Origin of the sequence: Neorhizobium vignae, assembly GCF_000732195.1 — a bacterium.
Classification (GTDB): domain Bacteria; phylum Pseudomonadota; class Alphaproteobacteria; order Rhizobiales; family Rhizobiaceae; genus Neorhizobium; species Neorhizobium vignae.
Map to the genome: position 1 here is coordinate 91,801 of NZ_JNNU01000011.1, position 19,455 is coordinate 111,255.

The following is a 19,455-nucleotide window of genomic DNA, read 5'->3' on the forward strand; positions in this document are numbered from 1 at the left end:
CGATCAAAAATAACTCACTGTGGAGACCATACCGCCTGCTAGGAAGACGCCTGCCATGACCAAACCCAATATCCTCATCGTCATGGTCGACCAGTTGAACGGGACGCTGTTTCCCGATGGGCCGGCGGAGTGGCTGCATGCGCCCAACCTCAAGGCGCTCGCCGCACGCAGCGCGCGGTTTGCCAACAACTACACGTCCTCGCCGCTCTGTGCACCGGCACGTGCCTCGTTCATGGCCGGGCAATTGCCGAGCCGGACGCGGGTCTATGACAATGCCGCCGAATATGTTTCATCGATCCCGACGTTTGCGCATCACCTGCGTCGCGCCGGTTATTACACGGCGCTTTCGGGGAAGATGCATTTCGTCGGGCCCGACCAGCTGCATGGGTTCGAGGACCGGCTGACGACCGATATCTATCCCGCCGATTTCGGCTGGACGCCGGATTACCGCAAGCCGGGCGAGCGGATCGACTGGTGGTACCATAATCTCGGTTCGGTGACCGGCGCGGGCGTGGCCGAGATCACCAACCAGATGGAATATGACGACGAGGTCGCCTTTCTCGCCAACCAGAAGCTCTATCACCTTGCCCGCGAGCGAGACGATGCGGAACGGCGCCCTTGGGCGCTGACCGTCTCCTTCACCCATCCGCACGATCCTTATGTGGCGCGGAAGAAGTTCTGGGATCTTTACGAGGATTGCGAGCACCTGCTGCCGGAAGTCGGGCCGATCCCGCTCGAAGACCAGGACCCGCATTCCAAGCGGATCATCTTTTCCTGCGACTACAAAAATTTCGACGTGACGGAAGAGGATGTGCGCCGCTCGCGAAGAGCCTATTTCGCCAATATTTCCTATATCGACGAGAAGGTCGGCGAGTTGATCGACACGCTGACGCGGACGCGGATGCTCGACGACACGCTGATCCTGTTCTGCTCCGACCATGGAGACATGCTCGGCGAGCGGGGACTGTGGTTCAAGATGAATTTCTTCGAGGGTTCCGCGCGCGTGCCGCTGATGATCGCAGGTCCTGGCGTGCCCGCTGGTCTGCATCTGGCGCCGGTTTCCAACCTCGACGTGACGCCGACGCTCTGCGACCTTGCCGGCATTTCCATGGACGAGATCAAGCCCTGGACGGACGGCGAAAGCCTGAAGCCGATGATGGAGGGTGTTGCGCGCACGAGCCCGGTGCTGATGGAATATGCCGCCGAGGGCTCCCATGCGCCGCTCGTCGCCATCCGCGCGGGCAAGTGGAAATATGTCCACTGCATGCTCGATCCGGACCAGTTGTTCGACCTGGATAGCGATCCGAAGGAGCTCGACAACCTCGCCGACGATCCCGATTTTACCGAGGTGGTCGCTCTCTTCCGGCGCCAGCGCGAGGAGCGGTGGGACATGGGCGCCTTCGACGCGGCGGTGCGTGAAAGCCAGGCGCGGCGCTGGGTGGTCTACGAGGCGTTGCGCAACGGCGCCTATTACCCCTGGGACCACCAGCCCTTGCAGAAAGCATCCGAGCGCTACATGCGCAACCACATGAACCTCGACAATCTCGAGGAATCCAAACGCTATCCGCGCGGAGAATGAGATGAAAGCCCAGCCGATCGCCAGCCATTTCATCGACGGCGAATATGTCGAGGATACCGACGGCACCGTCATCGAAAGCCTCTATCCGGCGACCGGCGAGGTGATCGCCCGGCTGCATGCGGCAACGCCCGCGATCGTCGAGAGAGCGGTTGCTGCCGCCAGGCGCGCCCAGCCGGCATGGGCGGCGATGAGCCCGACCGCCCGCGGCCGCATCCTCAAACGCGCCGCCGACATCATGCGGGAGCGCAACCGCGAGCTTTCCGAACTGGAGACGCTCGATACCGGCAAACCGATCCAGGAAACCATCGTCGCCGACCCGACATCGGGGGCCGACAGCTTCGAGTTTTTCGGGGGTATCGCAGCGGCAGGACTCAACGGCAGCTACATCCCGCTGGGGCAGGACTTTGCCTATACGAAACGGGTGCCTCTAGGTGTTTGCGTCGGCATCGGCGCCTGGAACTATCCGCAGCAAATCGCCTGCTGGAAGGGTGCACCGGCGCTGATCTGCGGTAATGCGATGGTGTTCAAGCCGTCCGAAAACACGCCGCTCGGGGCGCTGAAGATCGCCGAGATCCTGATCGAGGCGGGGCTGCCGAAGGGGCTCTACAACGTCATCCAGGGGGACCGGACGACCGGGCCGCTGCTGGTCAACCATCCAGATGTGGCCAAGGTGTCGCTGACCGGCTCGGTGCCGACCGGCCGCAAGGTGGCTGCCGCCGCGGCCGGCAGCCTCAAGCATGTGACGATGGAACTCGGGGGCAAATCGCCGCTGATCGTCTTCGACGACGCCGATATCGACTCGGCGGTCGGCGGGGCGATGCTCGGCAATTTCTATTCGACAGGCCAGGTCTGCTCGAACGGCACCCGGGTCTTCGTGCAGCGGAACATCAAGGAGACGTTTCTGTCTCGCCTGAAGGCGCGCACCGAAAACATGGTGATCGGCGACCCCATGGACGAGGCGACGCAGCTCGGTCCGATGGTTTCCTTCGACCAGCGGCAGAAGGTGCTCTCCTATATCGACAAGGGCAAGGCCGAAGGTGCCACGCTCGTCACCGGCGGCGGCATTCCCAACCACGTGACCGGCGAAGGTTATTACGTACAGCCGACCGTCTTCGCCGACGTCACCGACGAGATGACGATCGCGCGGGAGGAGATCTTCGGGCCTGTCATGTGCGTGCTCGATTTCGACGACGAAGCCGAGGTGATCGCGCGGGCCAACGGCACCGAGTTCGGCCTGTCCGGCGGCGTGTTCACGTCCGACCTCACGCGCGGGCATCGTGTCGTCGATCAGCTCGAAGCGGGCACGCTGTGGATCAACACCTACAATCTTTGCCCCGTGGAAATCCCCTTCGGCGGCTCCAAGCAATCCGGCTTCGGACGCGAAAATTCGCTGGCCGCGCTGGAGCATTATTCCGAGTTGAAGACGGTCTATGTGGGCATGGGCAAGGTCGAGGCGCCGTATTGAGGATGGGTTCAGTCGACTACCAGATCGTCGAGATCAACCTTGAGAACGGCGGCGATGCGCTTCAGCACGTCGACGGAACCGTTCTTCTTGCCGGCCTCGATCTCGGAGAGATAAGGCTGAGAAATGCCGGCCGCCTCGGCGAGCTGCGACACGGTCATCTTGCGGTAGGTGCGGAAGGTGCGGATACGGCTATCGGTTTCCAACAGTTCATACACGAGTTCGGCCGGCCAGGTCTCTTCGCCGGCGGCGACCCGCGCCATGATCTCTTTGGCCGCGATGATATCCATCATGTCCTCGAACTCTTCCTCTGGCACCAAGACAAAGGGTTTGCCGTCGATGACCGTCCTGTTAAAAGCGCCCATCAGTTACTCCTTGTAGATGCCGCCCCTGGGACCAACATCGATGACCAGGACGAGGTTCGTCTGCTCGTCAATGATGATCCGGTCGTCGCCGACACGTATACGAACAAGCGGACTACCCACCAGCTTCTTGAGATCGACCTTTTCGCCACGTGCAAACGCATCGACCTTCGCCTTGATCCCAGCCTGACGTTTGGGCTGCATCCGGCTCAGGCTTTTCTGTGCAGTCCTAGAATAACGCACCGGCTTCATTGCATCAATATAGCTGACAGCTATAATTAACGCAATCAGGGATTGAACTCCATGCAGGCAGACTACGTCATCATCGGTTCCGGCTCGGCGGGCTCGGCCATGGCCTACCGCCTGTCGGAGGACGGCAAACATTCGGTGATCGTCATCGAGGCGGGGGGCACGGATTTCGGGCCGTTCATCCAGATGCCGGGGGCTCTCGCCTGGCCGATGAGCATGAAGCGTTACAACTGGGGTTATCTTTCCGAACCGGAGCCGAACCTCAACAACCGCCGCATCACCGCGCCGCGCGGAAAGGTGATCGGCGGGTCGTCGTCGATCAACGGGCTCGTTTATGTCCGGGGGCATGCGGAAGACTACAATCGCTGGGAGGAACTCGGCGCGCAGGGCTGGGCCTATGCGGACGTGCTGCCCTATTTCAAGCGCATGGAACATTCCCATGGCGGCGAGGAAGGCTGGCGCGGCACGGACGGGCCGTTGCATGTCAAGCGCGGGCCGATGACCAACCCGCTCTTCCATGCCTTCATCCAGGCGGGCTCCCAGGCCGGTTTCGAGATGACCGAGGACTATAATGGCTCGAAGCAGGAAGGTTTCGGGCTGATGGAACAGACGATCCATAACGGCCGCCGCTGGTCCGCCGCCAACGCCTATCTGAAGCCGGCGCTGAAGCGCAAGAATGTCCAATTGATCTATGGGCTGGCCCAGAAAGTGGTCATCGAGAAGGGTCGGGCCATCGGCGTGGAGATCGAAAGGCGGGGCTTTACCGAGACCATTATGGCCAACCGCGAGGTGATCGTCTCCGCCTCCTCCTTCAACTCGCCGAAACTGCTGATGCTGTCCGGCATCGGGCCGGCGCAGCATCTGAAGGAAATGGGCATCGAGGTGAAGGCCGACCGGCCGGGCGTCGGCGAAAACCTGCAGGACCATATGGAATTCTATTTCCAGCACGTCTCGACCAAGCCGGTATCGCTCTATTCCTGGCTGCCGTGGTTCTGGCAGGGCGTGGTGGGGGCACAATGGCTGCTCTCGAAGGGCGGGCTTGGCGCCTCCAACCAGTTCGAGGCCTGCGCCTTCCTGCGCTCCAGTGCCGGGCTCAGCCAACCGGATATCCAGTATCATTTCCTGCCGGTGGCGATTTCCTATGACGGCCGCGCGGCCGCAAAAAGCCATGGTTTCCAGGTGCATGTCGGCTACAACCTGTCGAAATCGCGCGGACGCGTGACGCTGCGCTCGGCCGATCCCAAGGCCGATCCTGTGATCCGCTTCAACTACATGAGCCATCCGGAGGACTGGGAGAAGTTCCGCCACTGCGTGCGGCTGACCCGGGAAATCTTTTCCCAAAAGGCCTTTGATCAGTATCGCGGCCCGGAAATCCAGCCAGGCGAACAGGTCGAAACCGACGACCAGATCGACGCCTTCCTGCGCGAGCATCTGGAAAGCTCCTATCACCCCTGCGGCACCTGCCGCATGGGCCGCGCCGACGATCCGCTCGCAGTGGTCGATCCGGAATGCCGAGTGATCGGCGTCGAGGGCCTGCGCGTTGCGGACTCGTCGATCTTCCCGCATGTGACCTACGGCAACCTCAACGGCCCCTCGATCATGACCGGCGAGAAGGCGGCCGACCATATTCTCGGCAGGACGCCCCTGCCCCGCAGCAATCAGGAGCCCTGGGTCAATCCGCGGGCGATGGTGAGTGATCGATGATCACCCTTGCCTGAATTACAAGACGCCTACAAAAACCCGATCCATCTGCCGGCAATCACCGCGCTGATCCACAGCACGACCGAGAGGACGGCGGAAATCCGAAGTGCAGTCGTCGGCTTACCGCCGGAGAGCACCGCCCGCCAGCCGGAACCGAAATGAACCACGGCAACGTTCAGAACGCCGAGCGCCACCAAGCCGAACTTGGCGAGGAAAGCCGGGTTGCGGGCATATTCCAGCGGCCGGACCGAGAACAGGCAGAGGCCGGTGAGGATGGCGAGGAGGACGCCGGCGCCGGCCAGGCGCGACAGGAAGGGCGCGATCGTGGCAAGCGGGACGGCCGGGGCCAGGCCCAGCAGCCGGAGATCGAGTGCCAGGATCGCGCCGAACAGCATGCCGATGCCGAGGATATGCGCGGCGTTGACCAGGAGATAAAGCGTCGAAGAAGCGATCAACGCCCGCGCGAGCGGCGTTTCAGCAGCCATGGCCAGAAATTCCATGCCCGCCTCAATTGGTCTTGATGCGTTCCGGATAGATGTCGAAGGTCTTGCCGGAGACCACGATCCGGACCGCCTTCAGGCGTTTTTCGCTGCGGTCTTCGGAGCGGTTGCCGGTGGCGGTGATCGGGTCGCCGACCTTGGCCTGTCCTTCGACGAATCCGGAGCGCTGGGTCTGGTTGGGATTGCCGAGCTCGACGCGCCAGACGCCGTCTTCGGCTCGGACTTCGAGCGTCGGATGCGGCGGCGCGAACGAAATCGACTGGATCGTACCCTTGAGGTCTATCTGGTCGGCTTGCGCCCAGGACCAGCCGTGATGGGCAATGGCAGTGCCGGCGAGCGACGCGGCGATCGTGGTGCCGGCTAGAATGCGGGCGATCGAAAGGCGGGGCATGGCGGCTCTCCTCTGTTCCGGATCATATGCCGGAGATGTAGGCCGTCTCCGAAGATGACCAGAGGTCTCACCGTTTCTTGAACGTCGGCTGACGATCGAACGTCAGTTGGTCGCCATCAGCGCCACGGCCCTGTCGACGATCAGGCGGTTGAGGGCGCGGTAGTCGCCGTCGAAATGGTGGCCGCCTTCGCGGGCGAGAACCTGGGTGCCACGGATCTCCCGGACTGCCGGGCAGGCGCTGTCGTCTTCCTTCAGTCCGTAGATGCACTGGATCTTGGACGGCTCGACCTCGCGAAGATCGTCGACCGGATCGCCGTATTTGCCGAGACCTGCAAAACCGAGCCAGCCGGTCACGTCGATCTCGAAATCCGCCTGATGCGACAGCGCCAGAAGCGAGACGAGCGAGATCGCCTGCTTGTCGGCCTCCGGCAGCAGCCGGTAGGTGGCCGGCAGGACATTGGCGCCGAAGGAATATCCGATCAGCAGGACGTTATCGACGTTCCAGCGTTTGCGGTAGGAACCGATGATATGGGAGAGATCGGCGGCGGTCTGTTCCGGGGTTCGCTCGCTCCAGAAATAGCGCAATGCATCGACGCCGACGACCGGGATGCCCTCTTCCTTCAGATAGGCGCCGAGCTGCTGGTCGATATCGCGCCAGCCGCCGTCGCCGGAATAGATGATCGCCATCATATTGTGCTTCGGCGTCGCATGGATCGGCACGATCGGCAGATTGAGCGGCGAAGCGGACTGCGCGAGCCGTCGGACCGTGGCCGAGGTATTCTCCAGCAGTGCCACATCGGCGCCCCCAGCCGTTTCCCGGTACTCGATCGCGGGATGGGTGTTTTTCAGATTTTCCGTGTGGACGCGGCCTGCCGCATCGGCCTCTGGAGTGAAGACGACGCGGACGGGATTGGGGAGATCGCCTTCTGTCAGGCCGTAGACCGTACCGCCTGGGACCGGCGTCTTCGGCGCCGGGGTGCAGAGAATGGTCGATAGCGGGATGGCGGTCTGCGGGTCGATGGCAAGCGTCTCGGCAATCGTCGAATCCGGCGTCTGCGCGACAATGGCCAGCGCCAGCGTACCGCCGTCGCCAATGCCGGCCACGATCGGCGGGTGATAGGTGGCGATATCAGCCGAACGATGCAGCTGGCGCGTCACATCTTCGATATCGGAAACGAGATAGAGGCAGTCGTCCCGCTCCTCCTCGAGCGCCGCATAATAATCGCGAATATCCACGCCGACCACCAGGGCGCCGTCCCTGATCAGCGCGTCGGAGGTCCGCTCCTCGCGGTCAGACCACCCCTCTCCGCCCGAAATCAGCACGACGACACCGGTCGCCTTGCCTTCGGGAAAGGAAATGCGATCGGTCGGCAAGCTTTTGGACTTGAGGCCCGGGTCGGAGACGATATTGACGATGGCAGCGACGAAGGTGATGCCTGCAACAATGATCGGCAGAATTTTCATCTGCGAAGGATGCCCTTCAGCCCGCCGCCGATCAGCATGGTAACGTCGACCAGTGAAACGACCGGCAGGCCACGGCCAGAGACTGCGATGTAGCGCGGCTGCCATTCCGGATCGAACTTGTCCTTGAACAACCTCACGCCGCGGAAATTGTAGAAACGCTCGCCATTCTGGAAGATGCGCTCGCCCACGTGGTTCCAGAGCGGCGCCCTGCTATGGGTCGAAAGGCCGGCAAGCGGAGCCATGCCGAGGTTGAGGGTGCGAAAGCCTGCAGCCCTCAAATGCTCCATGATCCGCACGAACAGCAAGACCATCATGCCCTGATGAGCATTCGGCAGGTGGCGCATTAGGTCGATGCAGGCGTCCCCTGCGGAGCCGGTGGAAAGGACGTTCGCGAAGGCAACGATCCTGCCATCGATGCGGATGACGCCGACCGGGCCGGCCGCCACGTATTGAGGCTGGAAGGTTCCGAGCGAAAAGCCTTTTTCCGTCGCATTCTGGGCCGTCAGCCAGGTCCGGGAGACGGCCCGGAGTTCGTCGAGAACTGCGGGCACGTCATTCGCCTCGATCATCGAAAACTCAAGACCATCGCGAACCGCGCGGTTGACGGCGCGCCGAAGCCTGATCCGGGTGCCACCCTTGAGGTCGAACTTCGTCAGGTCGACCACCGCCTGTTCGCCGAGCTTGTAGGGCTTCAATCCGGATTCGACGGTGAGCGGCAGGAAATCCGGGGAGACCTGATAGAAAACGGCGCGGCAGCCCGACTTGCGGGCATGTTCCATGAATTTCAGCGTCAGGCCTGCCCAGGCACTGCCGGGGCCGATGGGATCGAACAGGGCCACCCAGGAACGGCCCTGCTGGGCGTACATGATGAACGCGTTGCCGCAATCGGAAAAAAGCAGCTTCTTGTCGCCGAGGCGGACGAGACCGGCGCTCGCATTCGGCTGGGTGGCGAGAATTTCGAGGGCGCGGTTCATTTCGTCGCTCGCCGGCGGCTTGCGGCAGCGCCGCGGGCGCCGCAGCCGGGTGGTGGCAAGCGTACCGACCAGGAGCGTCAGCGCCAGGCCGGTCGGTGCGTGGATATCGCTGTTCGACAGAAGCAGGCTCCAGCCGAGCCTCACCAGATTTTCCTCGAGGAAAACACTTACGCCAAGCGCAATCACGAAAAGAAAGAAACCGAAAGACAGGAGAATGCTCGTATCGGGAGTCAGGCGGTCAATCAGCACCCTCCCCATAGAGATGGCCGATTGTGCCGACTGTTTTGCGGGCGAGCCGGTGACCGGCTCGGAGGGTTCTTCGAGGTGGGCAATGTCTGCCATAGGTTATCCGTCGCGGAAATAAGCGTTAGGCCTGCATTTCGTCAGAGCTTGCGCCCATAAGGTTCTTACCTGTTCTGCGTCAATCAACAATTGACACATATCAATTTTGGAAAACTTTCCGTGATTAAGGTAAAAACGTCACGCAACAACGGCGCGTGCACTGCGATTTCGGCGGCACCATATATGCCGCAGCGTGTACGGACGACCCACATCATCTCGAGGCTGCAAAAAGCTACTTGCGGAAAACCTTCCAGCGTGTCGGACGGAAGCGTGTTTCGCTGCCAAGCTCGATCGGCGCATGCAGCGGCACCTCCACCTCGACGTGGTACGGCGCGTGGCCGTCATTGGCGATGTCGATCTCGGCGATGCGCGTGCCGGCGAGGCGGCGGCAGGCGGTGACCTTGCCGAACAGCGCATCCGGCGCATCGACAAGCGTCACGTCCTCCGGCCGGAAGAACAGTTCCCCTGCCCCGTCGCCCGCCTCTGCGATGCCGATCGGCTGGCCCTGGAAGAGCATGGTGCCGTCTCTTACCTCGACCGGGAGCTGCGAGGACTCGCCGATGAAGGAGAAGACGAAGGGGGATCCCGGCCGGTCGTAGACGTCGTCAGCCGAGCCGACCTGCTCGATTTTACCCTGGCTCATGACCACGACGCGGTCGGCGAGTTCCAGCGCCTCTTCCTGGTCATGGGTGACGAAGACTGTGGTGTGGCCGGTGCGGTCGTGGAATTCCCGCAGCCAGCGGCGCAGTTCCTTACGGACTTTGGCGTCTAGCGCGCCAAAAGGTTCGTCGAGCAGCAGGATGCGCGGCTCGATCGCCATGGCGCGGGCAAGTGCGACGCGCTGGCGCTGGCCGCCGGACAGCTGGTTCGGATAACGCTTCTCGAGCCCGCTGAGCTGGACCATGTCAAGGAGTTCGGAGACGCGGCGGCGGATTTCCGTCTTCGGCGGGCGGCTGGCGGCCGGCCGGACCTTGAGGCCGAAGCCGATATTTTCGGCGACCGTCATATGCCGGAACAGCGCATAATGCTGGAAGACGAACCCGACATTGCGCTCCTGCACCGAATGATGCGACGCGTCCTGATCGCCGAAGAAGATCTTGCCCGATGTCGGGAAATCAAGGCCGGCGATGAGGCGCAAGAGCGTCGTCTTGCCGGAGCCCGAGGGACCGAGCAGCGCGATCAGCTCGCCGGACGCGATCTTCAGCGACACGTCGTTCAGAGCCGGGAAACGATCGAATTCCTTGCGGATATTGTTGATGGTGACTTCCATCTGGTCCTTGACCTTTCAATGCCTGCCGCCGGCAGCGCCGGCACCGAACCGAAGTTCGAGAAGAGTTTTCAATGCAAGGGTGACGAGCGCCAGCAAGGCCAGCAGCGAAGCCACCGCGAAGGCCGCGACGAAGTTATACTCATTATAGAGTATCTCCACATGCAGCGGCATGGTGTTGGTGAGGCCGCGGATATGGCCCGAGACCACCGAGACGGCGCCGAACTCGCCCATGGCGCGGGCGTTGCAGAGGAGCACGCCGTAGAGCAGACCCCATTTGATGTTCGGCAGCGTCACGTACAAGAAGGTCTGCCAGCCGGATGCGCCGAGCGACAGGGCCGCCTCCTCGTCGCCGGTGCCCTGGTCCTCCATCAGCGGGATCAGCTCGCGCGCGACGAAGGGAAAGGTGACGAAGACGGTGGCAAGCACGATGCCCGGCACGGCAAACAGAATGGTGATGCCTTGGCTTTTGAGGATCGGGCCAAGCAGGCTGTTGGAGCCGAAGAGCAGCACGTAGACCAGGCCGGAAATGACCGGCGAGATCGAGAACGGCAGATCGATCAGGGTGATCAAAAAGGACTTGCCCTTGAACTCGAACTTGGCGATCGCCCAGGAGGCGCAGAGACCAAAGACGAGGTTGAGCGGAACGGAAATCGCAGCCACCAGAAGTGTCAGCCGGATCGCGGCTGCCGCGTCGGGCTCGATCAGCGCCTCGTAATATTCCGACCAGCCTTTGCGAAACGCTTCCACAAAGACGGAAACCAGCGGCAGGAGCAGGAAGAAGGCGAGGAAAACCAGCGCCAGCCCGATCAGCAGGATCTTTGCGAGTGGCCGCTCGTCGGCAGGATTGCGGAAGGCCGGCGGTTTGCCGAGAGCGGTGCGGGTGTCTTCAGACATTGCCGTATCTCCTTCGGTTCCAGGCCTGGATGAGGTTGATGATGAAGAGCATCACGAAGGAGATGATCAGCATGATGGTGGCGATCGCCGTCGCGCCCGCATAGTTGAACTCCTCCAGTCGGATGACGATGAGGAGCGGGGCGATCTCCGAAACGTAGGGAATATTGCCGGCAATGAAGATGACCGAGCCGTATTCGCCGACGCCTCTGGCGAAGGCGAGCGCAAAACCTGTCAGGATCGCCGGCGTCAGTCCCGGCAGGATCACCTTCGAAATCGTCTGGAAGCGATTGGCGCCGAGCGTGGCTGCGGCTTCCTCCACCTCGCGGTCCAGTTCCTCCATCACCGGCTGCACGGTGCGCACCACGAAGGGAAGGCCGATGAAGACCAGCGCGACGACGATGCCGAGCGGCGTGAAGGCGATGCGGAACGGCATGAACAGCGAACCGACCCAGCCGTTCGGTGCATAAAGCGCCGCAAGCGCGATGCCGGCGACCGCCGTCGGCAGCGCGAACGGCAGGTCAACGATCGCATCGATCAGCCGGCGGCCGGGGAAATTGTAGCGCGTCAGCACCCAGGCGACGACGGTGCCGAAGACGACGTTGACCAGCGCGGCCACGAAGGCCGTGCCGAAGGATATATAAAGTGCATCCAGCGTGCGCCGGTCGGTCAGAACAGCGAAGAACCCGCTCCAGCCAAGCCCGGCGGTACGCCAAAGCAGGCCGGCAACGGGGATCAGAATAATTATCGACAGGTAGGCGAGCGAAAAGCCGAGCGTCAACCCGAAACCCGGGATGATGCTCGGCCGTTTCAGTCGCCACTTTGCCGGTGAGGCAGTGGCGTTATGGATCATTGAATATTCCGACTTACTTCCCGGGCTTGTAGATCTGGTCGAAAATGCCGCCGTCACCGAAATGGTCGGGCTGCGCCTTCTTCCAACCGCCGAAGATCGGATCGTCGATGGTGACGAGCTTGATGTTCGGCAGCGCCTTCAACAATTCCGGCTTTACCACATCGGGCTTCGAAGGACGATAGAAGTGCTTCGCCGCGATGTTCTGGCCTTCATCGGAGTAGAGATACTGCAGGTAGGCTTCCGCCTGCTTGCGGGTACCCTTGGAGTCGACGGTCGCGTCAACCACCGCGACCGGCGGCTCGGCGAGGATCGAAATCGGCGGAACGACGATCTCGAAGGCATCCTTGCCGAATTCCGCGCCGGCGAGATAGGCCTCGTTTTCCCAGGCCAGCAGCACGTCGCCGATCTGGCGCTGCGCGAAGGTGACCGTCGAGCCCCGGGCGCCGGTGTCGAGGACGGGAGCGCGCTTGTAAAGCTCGCCGACGTAAGCCTTGATCTTGGCCTGATCGCCTTTGTATTCCTCGTTCGCCCAGGCCCAGGCGGCAAGATAGTTCCAGCGGGCGCCGCCCGAGGTCTTCGGGTTCGGCGTGACGATCGCAACGTCGCCCTTCACCAGGTCGCCCCAGTTCTTGATCCCCTTCGGATTGCCCTTGCGGACGAGAAAGACGATCGTCGACGTGTAGGGCGATGCGTGGTTCGGCAGACGGTCGCGCCAGCCGGCCTTGATCTTGCCGGACTTCTCGATCGCGTTGATATCGCTTTCGAGCGCCAGCGTCACGACATCGGCCTCAAGACCGTCGATGACGGAACGGGCCTGCGCGCCGGAACCGCCATGCGACTGGCGGATCGTCACATCGTCGCCGCCCTGCGCCTTCCAGTATTTGGCGAAGGCGACGTTGAAATCCTTGTAGAGCTCGCGGGTCGGATCGTAGGAAACGTTGAGAAGCTGGCTATCGGCAAAAGCCGGTGCAACGATCCCGGCCGTCAGGGACAGACCGAGTGCGACGGCGCCCAAACGCGTGCCCAGTCGGCGACCCAATCCCGGGGCAAATTTGAACATGAGGTTCCCTCCTGTGGTTCTGCCAAAACTCTATCGGTTGGGTCGTCTTAGTCAATCGAGGGCGAGAAGAAGGCAAAACTGTTTCCCTTTGAGGGTCTGCGACGACAAAGAAACCATTAACCCTCACAACATGGACAGAACGCCCGCGTCGGCAAACGGGCGGTTTGCAAAATCACAATCCGGCCATAATCGGGATTTTGGGGGCGCGGGCGCGAGTATTTTCACGAAGCGTCCGACAGGATGTCGCAAATATCAACTGACATTCAACGCGAATCCCGCTCAGTGGTCACACGCAATCAATATCAGGCCAGAGATCGCCAATGAAGACCGTTCGGATCGCTGCCGCTCAAACATGCGAGTATCGGGAGGATATCGAAGCCGCTCTCGGCTGCATCGCCGAGGTTACGGCACAGGCCGAATCTGAACGCGTCCGCCTGCTCTGCTTCCCCGAGGGCTTTCTGCAGGGATATCTGATCGACGAGACTTCCGCCCGCCGCGTCGCGCTCGACCTTTCCTCCGGCGAATTCAAGGGGATCTTGCGCCGGTTTCCGCAGACCGAGGCGACAATCGTCGTGGGCATCATCGAGACGGAAGGCGGGCGGTTATTCAATACGGCCGTGGTGATCCAGGGCGGCAGTGTCATCGGTCGCTATCGCAAGACCTATCTGCTTGACGCTGAAAAAGCCTTCGACGCAGGAACCGAGACGCCGATTTTCGAGGTCGACGGCCTACGGTTCGGAATCAACATCTGCTACGATACAAACTTCCCCGAGGCGGCGCGAAAAGTATCTGAATTTGGAGCCTCCCTTCTCGTCTGTGCCGCAAACAATATGATGTCGCGACAAAAAGCCGAGGCGTTCCGGGAGTTGCACAATGCCGTGCGGGGCGAACGATGTCGGGAAACGGGTCTTTGGCTGGTGTCGTCGGATGTTACCGGCGAGCGCGACGGACGCATCGCGTGGGGACCGACGGCAGTTCTCAACCCGGAAGGCGAGGTTGCAGGTCAACTGCCTCTAGAAAAAACGGGATTATTGATCTTCGACATTCCGCTGTCCGTTCAGAACGGCCCGCACCAAGCGGGCTTAAAGCCGGCATAGGAAACCTCAAGCCGTCAGCAGTTCCCTGACGGGCACCTTGGTGTCGCCGGCGCCTTCGACGGCATCGGCAATCGTGGTGTTGAACAGCACGTCGCGGGTCGCATCTGCGACACGGGCGAAGACGTGGCGGATTTCACAGAGGTGTTCGCCGTCGCAATCCTCGCATTTGCGGTAGGCGGTCTGCGACAGGCAGGGCAGCGGCGCGATCGGGCCGTCGACCAGGCGCAGGACTTCGCCGAAGGTGATGGCATCGGCAGGTTTCAGGAGAAGATATCCGCCCTGCTTGCCGCGGCGGGAAACGACGATGCCGGAACGCTTCAGGTCGAGCAGGATCTGTTCCAGGAATTTCTTCGGAATGCTCTGCTGGAGGGCAATCTCGGAAATCAGCATCGGCGCTTCGGGATCAGCCTGTGCAAGGGCGGCCAAGGCCCGAAGGGCATATTTCGCTTTCTGGGATATCATCACGCAACCATCGACAATAGCGCCGCCGCAAGGCAAATGGTCCTCACGGCGCCGCTCACTTCAGCTTCGTTTGGGGCATCCACGGGGTCGCCAGAGGGGCGCTCAGGGGCTGCAAATCCACCAGGGGAAACAGCGCCCCGGAGACATGTTCCCGGAATAGCTTAAATCACGAAAAAATACAAACCAATGCAGGGGTTTCCGGGATAAAATCAGTCACTTTTGGTTAAGGCGGCAGGTTTTCTGTGTGAGCGCCGCTTTGGAGAGATATTTGCTCCGCATCACCATGGGAAGAAACGGGTTTTCCTGTCCTTGACGGCGAGAAATCTGGATAATCAAGCAATCGCTCACGGAAGAAGACCCATGACACTGCACGATGCCGCCGGCCCGGACCGCTTGGAACTGGCCGCCTCCCTCGACGCAAAGCTCGAAAGCCTGGACCTTGCCGGCCGCCTGGCGCTTGCCGCCGAACTCGGCCACGCCGTGTTCACCACCTCGCTCGGCATCGAGGACCAGGTGATATCAGCGGCAATCGGCACCCACCGCCTGCCGATCGAAGTCTCGACGCTCGAAACGGGGCGGCTGTTCAAGGAGACCGTCGACCTGATCGGCGAGACCGAGGAACGTTACGGCATCGAAATCCGCCGGTTTCGCCCCGAACAGGACGACGTCGATGAATATGCGGCGAAATACGGCCTCAACGGCTTCTACGACAGCGTCGAAGCCCGTCATGCCTGCTGTCATGTGCGCAAGCTGAAGCCGCTTGCCAAGGCTTTGGCCGGCGCCGACGTCTGGGTCACCGGCCTTCGCCGCGGCCAGTCGGGCAATCGCGCCACGACGCCGTTCGCCGAATACGACGCCGAGCGCAACCTGATCAAGATCAACCCGCTGGCGGACTGGGACATCGACACGATCAACGCCCACGTGGCGGCGGAAGCGATCCCGGTCAATCCGCTGCACAAGCGCGGTTATCCATCGATCGGCTGCGAGCCCTGTACCCGCGCCATCAAGCCCGGCGAGCCCGAGCGCGCCGGCCGCTGGTGGTGGGAAAACGACGAAAAGCGCGAATGCGGCCTGCATGTGCCGGAAAACGCCGCTCAACCGATCGCAGAGCCCGCGCCTCAGGCGCATTGAAGCCCTTTATTGTTTGTTTCTAGAGACTACCCGGAGACCGAAATGCCCTTGTCAGTACAGGAAACGGAAGTGAAGAACCCGCCCGTTTCCAGACCGCCGCTCGATCCGCATCTGAAGGCCCTCGAAAACGAAGCGATCCATATCTTTCGCGAAGTGGCGGCGGAATTCGAAAAACCCGTAATGCTCTATTCGATCGGCAAGGACTCGTCCGTCCTGCTGCATCTCGCCCGCAAGGCCTTTTATCCCGGCCGCGTCCCCTTTCCGCTGCTGCACGTGGATACGACGTGGAAATTCAGGGAGATGATCGAGTTCCGCGACCAGATCGCCGAAAAATACGATCTCGACCTCGTGGTCCACACCAATCCGCGCGGCGCCGAGGAAGGCATCACGCCGTTCAGCCACGGTTCGGCGCTCTACACCGACATCATGAAGACCGAGGCCCTGCGCCAGGCGCTCGATGCCGGCGGCTACGACGCGGCCTTCGGCGGCGCCCGACGCGACGAGGAAGCCTCCCGCGCCAAGGAACGCATCTATTCGTTCCGCACCCCGGACCACAAATGGGACCCGCGCAACCAGCGCCCCGAACTGTGGAACGTCTATAACGGCATGGTCCGAAAAGGGGAAAGCGTGCGCGCCTTCCCGCTGTCCAACTGGACCGAGGTCGACATCTGGCGTTACATCCAGGCGGAAGACATCCCGCTCGTGCCGCTCTACTACGCCGCCGAACGCCCCTATGTAGAACGCGACGGAATGATGATCCTTGCCGAGGATCCGCGGCTTGAACTGCTGCCCGGCGAAACCGTGCAGCAGGGTATGATCCGTTTCCGCACGCTCGGCTGCTTTCCGCTGACCGGGGCCATCCGCTCGACCGCCTCCAACCTCGAAGAGGTGATCGCCGAGCTCGAAATCGCCACCGTTTCCGAACGCCAGGGCCGCGCGATTGACCGCGACCAGTCCGGCTCGATGGAAAAGAAGAAGCGCGAAGGATATTTCTGAGATGACCGCAACAGCAACTTCGCCCTCCGCGACCATCCTTCCCTTCGCGGAACCCCTGAAGGCGGTGCGCGACACCCGCCCGCTGCGTCTCATCACCTGCGGCTCCGTCGACGACGGCAAGTCGACGCTGATCGGCCGGCTGCTTTGGGACACCAAGGCAGTCAAGGAAGACCAGGCCGCAACGCTTGCCCGCGACTCGGGCGGCCAGAACGACCTTGGCCTGCCGGACTTCGCCCTGCTGCTCGACGGCCTACAGGCCGAGCGCGAACAGGGCATCACCATCGACGTCGCCTATCGCTATTTCTCGACCGACAGGCGTTCGTTCATCGTTGCCGATACGCCCGGCCATGAGCAATATACCCGCAACATGGCGACCGGCGCCTCGACCGCCGATCTCGCCATCCTGCTTGCCGACGCCCGCGCCGGCCTGCTCGAACAGACCCGCCGGCATGCAACGATCGCATCCCTGATGGGCATTCGCCAGTTCGTGCTGGCCGTCAACAAGATCGACCTCGTCCACTACGACAAGGCCGTCTTCGACAGGATCTCCCACGATTTCCGCGAATTCGCCCTGTCGCTCGGCGTGCGCCAGATCACCGCCATCCCGATGTCGGCGCTCAAGGGCGAAAACGTCGTTTATCCGGCCGATGCCTCGATGCCCTGGTATGACGGCCCGACCCTGGTCGATGCGCTCGAACTGGCGACCGTACGCTCCACCCAGGCCGGCGGCTTCCGCCTGCCGGTACAGCGTGTCGTGCGTCCCGGCGAGAGTTTTCGCGGGTATCAGGGGACTGTCGCGGGCGGCTCGGTGAAGCCGGGGGACTCGGTCGTCATCCTGCCCTCCGGCACGGTCGCCAACGTCAAGCAGATCGTTACCTTCGACCTAGTGCGCAATGCCGCGGTCGCCGGCGACGCGATCACCCTTGTGCTCGACCGACAGGTGGACGTAGCGCGCGGCGACGTCATCGTCTCGCTCGACGGCCAGCCGATGACCGGCCACCATTTCGACGCCCAGCTCGTCTCGCTGCAGCCGGGCGGCATCGAGCCCGGCAAACGCTACTGGCTGAAAAGCGGTTCGCGCCGTCAGCGCGTCGCTGTCGAACCGATCAGCCAGCTCGAACTTGCGACCGGCAAGTGGCAGCCGCATGCCTCGACGCTCGCCATGAATGCGATCGGCAAGGTGCGCCTTTCCTTCGAGGAACTGGCGGTCTTCGACGCCTATGACCAGAACCGCTCGACGGGCGCCTTCATCCTGATCGATCCGGATACGCTGAACACGGTCGCGGGCGGCATGATCATCGCCAAGCGCGCCGAAATCGGCGGCATCCACCGCGCCGATGCGCCAGGCGGCCAACGCGTCGTGCTGTCGCTGCCGGCCGATCTCGCCGAGCAGCTGATGGCAAGCGAACTCTTCGCCAATCGCCGCGACGAGACCGAGGTCAAGCGGATGACCGCCAAGCAGGCGGCGGACCTGTTCTCCAACGCCGGCGGCGATATCTGATCGCTTCGTTCGGCGGGAAATGGAAAAGGGGCCGGAAGGCCCTTTTTTTGTTACCAGCTCATCAGGCGAGCGGCCGCGTCGAACCGCGCTGGATAAGGTCGAACGGCAGCTGGATGACGCGGCTCGGCAGGCATTCGTCGTTGATGGCCCGGACGATGAGATCCGCGGCCTGATAGCCCATTTGGAAACGCGGCACGCGGACGGTCGTCAGCCTCGGTTCGGCGCAGAGCGCGAAATCCAGGTCGTTATAGCCGCAGATCCCGAAATCATCCGGCACGCGCAGGCCCGCCCGTTGCGCCTCGAACAGCGCGCCGAGCGCAAGGTCGTCGTTCTGGCAGAATACCGCATCGACATCCGGTGCCGTTTCCAAGAGCCGCTTGAAGAGGTCGCAGCCGAGCTGCATGCTCGTCTGCTTGTGCTCGGTCATGACGAGGCCCGGGTCGTAGAGCCCCGCCTCCTGCATCGCCAGCGCATAGCCATCATGCCGCCGCTGCGCGCGAAGATCGCGGCTGCCGCCGATCAGGCCGATGCGGCGATATCCGCAGGCGAGCAGATGGCGCGTCGCAGTCTCCGCCGCCTCGCGGTGATTGATGCCGACCGCGATACCCGAGGGCAGCAGGTTGAGATCGACGATCTGAACCACCGGGCAAGGCGCGAGCTCAAGCAGATCGCCGACGCGCTGGTCCTGCAATCCCGTCAGCAGGATGCCCGCCGGATGCTGTGACAGGAAAAGCTTGACCTGACGGTATTCCTGGTCCGGATCGTGGTTGGTATTGGCATATTGGATGCGGAAATCCGTATCGCGCACCCGCTCTTCGATACCGCTCATGATGCCGAGATAGGCATGATTGGTCAGCGCCGGCGCCAGAACTCCGATAATGCCATTATGACGGCTTGCGAGCGCCCGGGCAGCGAGATCGGGTACATACCCCATCTGCTCCACCTGGCAGAGGATTTTCTGCCGAAGCGGCTCGGACACCTTTTCCGGTTCCCGCAGGGCGCGGGAAACAGTGATCGAGCTGACCCCGAGAACGTTTGCAACGTCTAGCAGGGTCACCCGTTCCGATCTGGCGCGTCTAGGCGGCATGCGTTCTGCGGCCCTCTCCCCTGCCAAGTGCAGGCGGCCGCCCGAAGCGGTTCCCGAGCTGGAAGGTCTTTCCACAAGTTACA

The 19,455-nt window shown here is 62.3% G+C and carries 19 protein-coding genes; 7 read left to right on the plus strand and 12 right to left on the minus strand.

Annotation, left to right across the window (positions count from 1 at the left end):
* Nucleotides 1-55: 55 nt before the first annotated feature.
* The gene (gene betC / locus GQ59_RS19365; protein WP_037084152.1) at nt 56-1,579 is read left to right on the plus strand and encodes a choline-sulfatase; all 1,524 of its coding nucleotides are present in this window, start codon (nt 56-58) and stop codon (nt 1,577-1,579) included.
* 1 nt (nt 1,580) lies between these two features.
* Nucleotides 1,581-3,044 carry a betaine-aldehyde dehydrogenase gene (gene betB, locus GQ59_RS19370; protein WP_037084154.1) on the plus strand — a complete coding sequence of 488 codons (1,464 nt, stop codon included), beginning with the start codon at nt 1,581-1,583 and terminating at the stop codon, nt 3,042-3,044.
* An 8-nt stretch (nt 3,045-3,052) separates the two neighbouring features.
* Here the strand turns inward: betB and GQ59_RS19375 are convergent, their stop codons facing one another.
* On the minus strand, nt 3,053-3,406 hold the full coding sequence (locus GQ59_RS19375; RefSeq protein WP_037084156.1) for a helix-turn-helix domain-containing protein: 354 nt from the start codon (nt 3,404-3,406) through the stop codon (nt 3,053-3,055).
* Between the two features lie 3 nt (nt 3,407-3,409).
* Nucleotides 3,410-3,607 carry a type II toxin-antitoxin system RelE family toxin gene (locus GQ59_RS19380; RefSeq protein WP_244448008.1) on the minus strand — a complete coding sequence of 66 codons (198 nt, stop codon included), beginning with the start codon at nt 3,605-3,607 and terminating at the stop codon, nt 3,410-3,412.
* Between the two features lie 99 nt (nt 3,608-3,706).
* Between GQ59_RS19380 and betA the strand changes: the two genes are divergently transcribed.
* Complete coding sequence (gene betA / locus GQ59_RS19385) at nt 3,707-5,356, plus strand: choline dehydrogenase (protein ID WP_037084159.1); 1,650 nt, start codon at nt 3,707-3,709, stop codon at nt 5,354-5,356.
* A gap of 26 nt (nt 5,357-5,382) precedes the next feature.
* On the opposite strand, the gene GQ59_RS19390 is transcribed toward betA, so the two are convergent.
* From GQ59_RS19390 to GQ59_RS19425, 8 genes are all read right to left on the minus strand, one after another.
* Entirely contained in the window at nt 5,383-5,853 is a 471-nt protein-coding gene (locus GQ59_RS19390; protein ID WP_037084162.1) for a DUF6644 family protein, read from the minus strand.
* A 7-nt stretch (nt 5,854-5,860) separates the two neighbouring features.
* Nucleotides 5,861-6,244, minus strand: a complete 384-nt coding sequence (locus tag GQ59_RS19395; RefSeq protein WP_037084164.1) for a DUF6152 family protein — start codon at nt 6,242-6,244, stop codon at nt 5,861-5,863.
* A 102-nt stretch (nt 6,245-6,346) separates the two neighbouring features.
* A complete protein-coding gene (locus GQ59_RS19400) occupies nt 6,347-7,708 on the minus strand; it encodes an AcvB/VirJ family lysyl-phosphatidylglycerol hydrolase (RefSeq protein ID WP_037084167.1) in 1,362 nt (453 codons plus the stop codon).
* On the minus strand, nt 7,705-9,024 hold the full coding sequence (locus GQ59_RS19405; RefSeq protein ID WP_037084168.1) for a phosphatidylglycerol lysyltransferase domain-containing protein: 1,320 nt from the start codon (nt 9,022-9,024) through the stop codon (nt 7,705-7,707). The genes GQ59_RS19400 and GQ59_RS19405 overlap by 4 nt, the downstream gene beginning before the upstream one ends.
* A gap of 232 nt (nt 9,025-9,256) precedes the next feature.
* Nucleotides 9,257-10,294, minus strand: a complete 1,038-nt coding sequence (locus GQ59_RS19410) for a sulfate/molybdate ABC transporter ATP-binding protein (RefSeq protein ID WP_037084170.1) — start codon at nt 10,292-10,294, stop codon at nt 9,257-9,259.
* 15 nt (nt 10,295-10,309) lie between these two features.
* Entirely contained in the window at nt 10,310-11,188 is an 879-nt protein-coding gene (gene cysW, locus GQ59_RS19415; protein ID WP_037084173.1) for a sulfate ABC transporter permease subunit CysW, read from the minus strand.
* Nucleotides 11,181-12,038 carry a sulfate ABC transporter permease subunit CysT gene (cysT, locus tag GQ59_RS19420; RefSeq protein ID WP_037084174.1) on the minus strand — a complete coding sequence of 286 codons (858 nt, stop codon included), beginning with the start codon at nt 12,036-12,038 and terminating at the stop codon, nt 11,181-11,183. Before cysT ends, cysW begins: the two co-directional genes overlap by 8 nt.
* Before the next feature lie 13 nt (nt 12,039-12,051).
* A complete protein-coding gene (locus GQ59_RS19425; protein ID WP_037084175.1) occupies nt 12,052-13,098 on the minus strand; it encodes a sulfate ABC transporter substrate-binding protein in 1,047 nt (348 codons plus the stop codon).
* 320 nt (nt 13,099-13,418) lie between these two features.
* On the opposite strand from GQ59_RS19425, the gene GQ59_RS19430 reads away from it, so the two are divergent.
* Nucleotides 13,419-14,195: a carbon-nitrogen hydrolase family protein gene (locus tag GQ59_RS19430; RefSeq protein ID WP_037084178.1), complete on the plus strand. Its 777-nt coding sequence runs from the start codon at nt 13,419-13,421 to the stop codon at nt 14,193-14,195.
* A 6-nt stretch (nt 14,196-14,201) separates the two neighbouring features.
* Here the strand turns inward: GQ59_RS19430 and GQ59_RS19435 are convergent, their stop codons facing one another.
* Complete coding sequence (locus tag GQ59_RS19435; RefSeq protein WP_037084180.1) at nt 14,202-14,657, minus strand: RrF2 family transcriptional regulator; 456 nt, start codon at nt 14,655-14,657, stop codon at nt 14,202-14,204.
* 309 nt (nt 14,658-14,966) lie between these two features.
* Between GQ59_RS19435 and GQ59_RS19440 the strand changes: the two genes are divergently transcribed.
* The 3 genes from GQ59_RS19440 to cysN are packed head-to-tail and all read left to right on the plus strand — an operon-like array spanning nt 14,967 to nt 18,285.
* A complete protein-coding gene (locus tag GQ59_RS19440; protein WP_432762598.1) occupies nt 14,967-15,788 on the plus strand; it encodes a phosphoadenylyl-sulfate reductase in 822 nt (273 codons plus the stop codon).
* A gap of 42 nt (nt 15,789-15,830) precedes the next feature.
* A complete protein-coding gene (gene cysD, locus GQ59_RS19445) occupies nt 15,831-16,784 on the plus strand; it encodes a sulfate adenylyltransferase subunit CysD (protein WP_037084185.1) in 954 nt (317 codons plus the stop codon).
* A gap of 1 nt (nt 16,785) precedes the next feature.
* Nucleotides 16,786-18,285 (plus strand): sulfate adenylyltransferase subunit CysN, encoded by a 1,500-nt coding sequence (gene cysN / locus GQ59_RS19450; protein ID WP_037084187.1) that lies wholly within the window; start codon nt 16,786-16,788, stop codon nt 18,283-18,285.
* Between the two features lie 61 nt (nt 18,286-18,346).
* Here cysN and GQ59_RS19455 read toward each other — a convergent pair whose 3' ends face one another.
* A complete protein-coding gene (locus GQ59_RS19455) occupies nt 18,347-19,372 on the minus strand; it encodes a LacI family DNA-binding transcriptional regulator (protein WP_037084190.1) in 1,026 nt (341 codons plus the stop codon).
* Between the last annotated feature and the right edge of the window lie 83 nt (nt 19,373-19,455).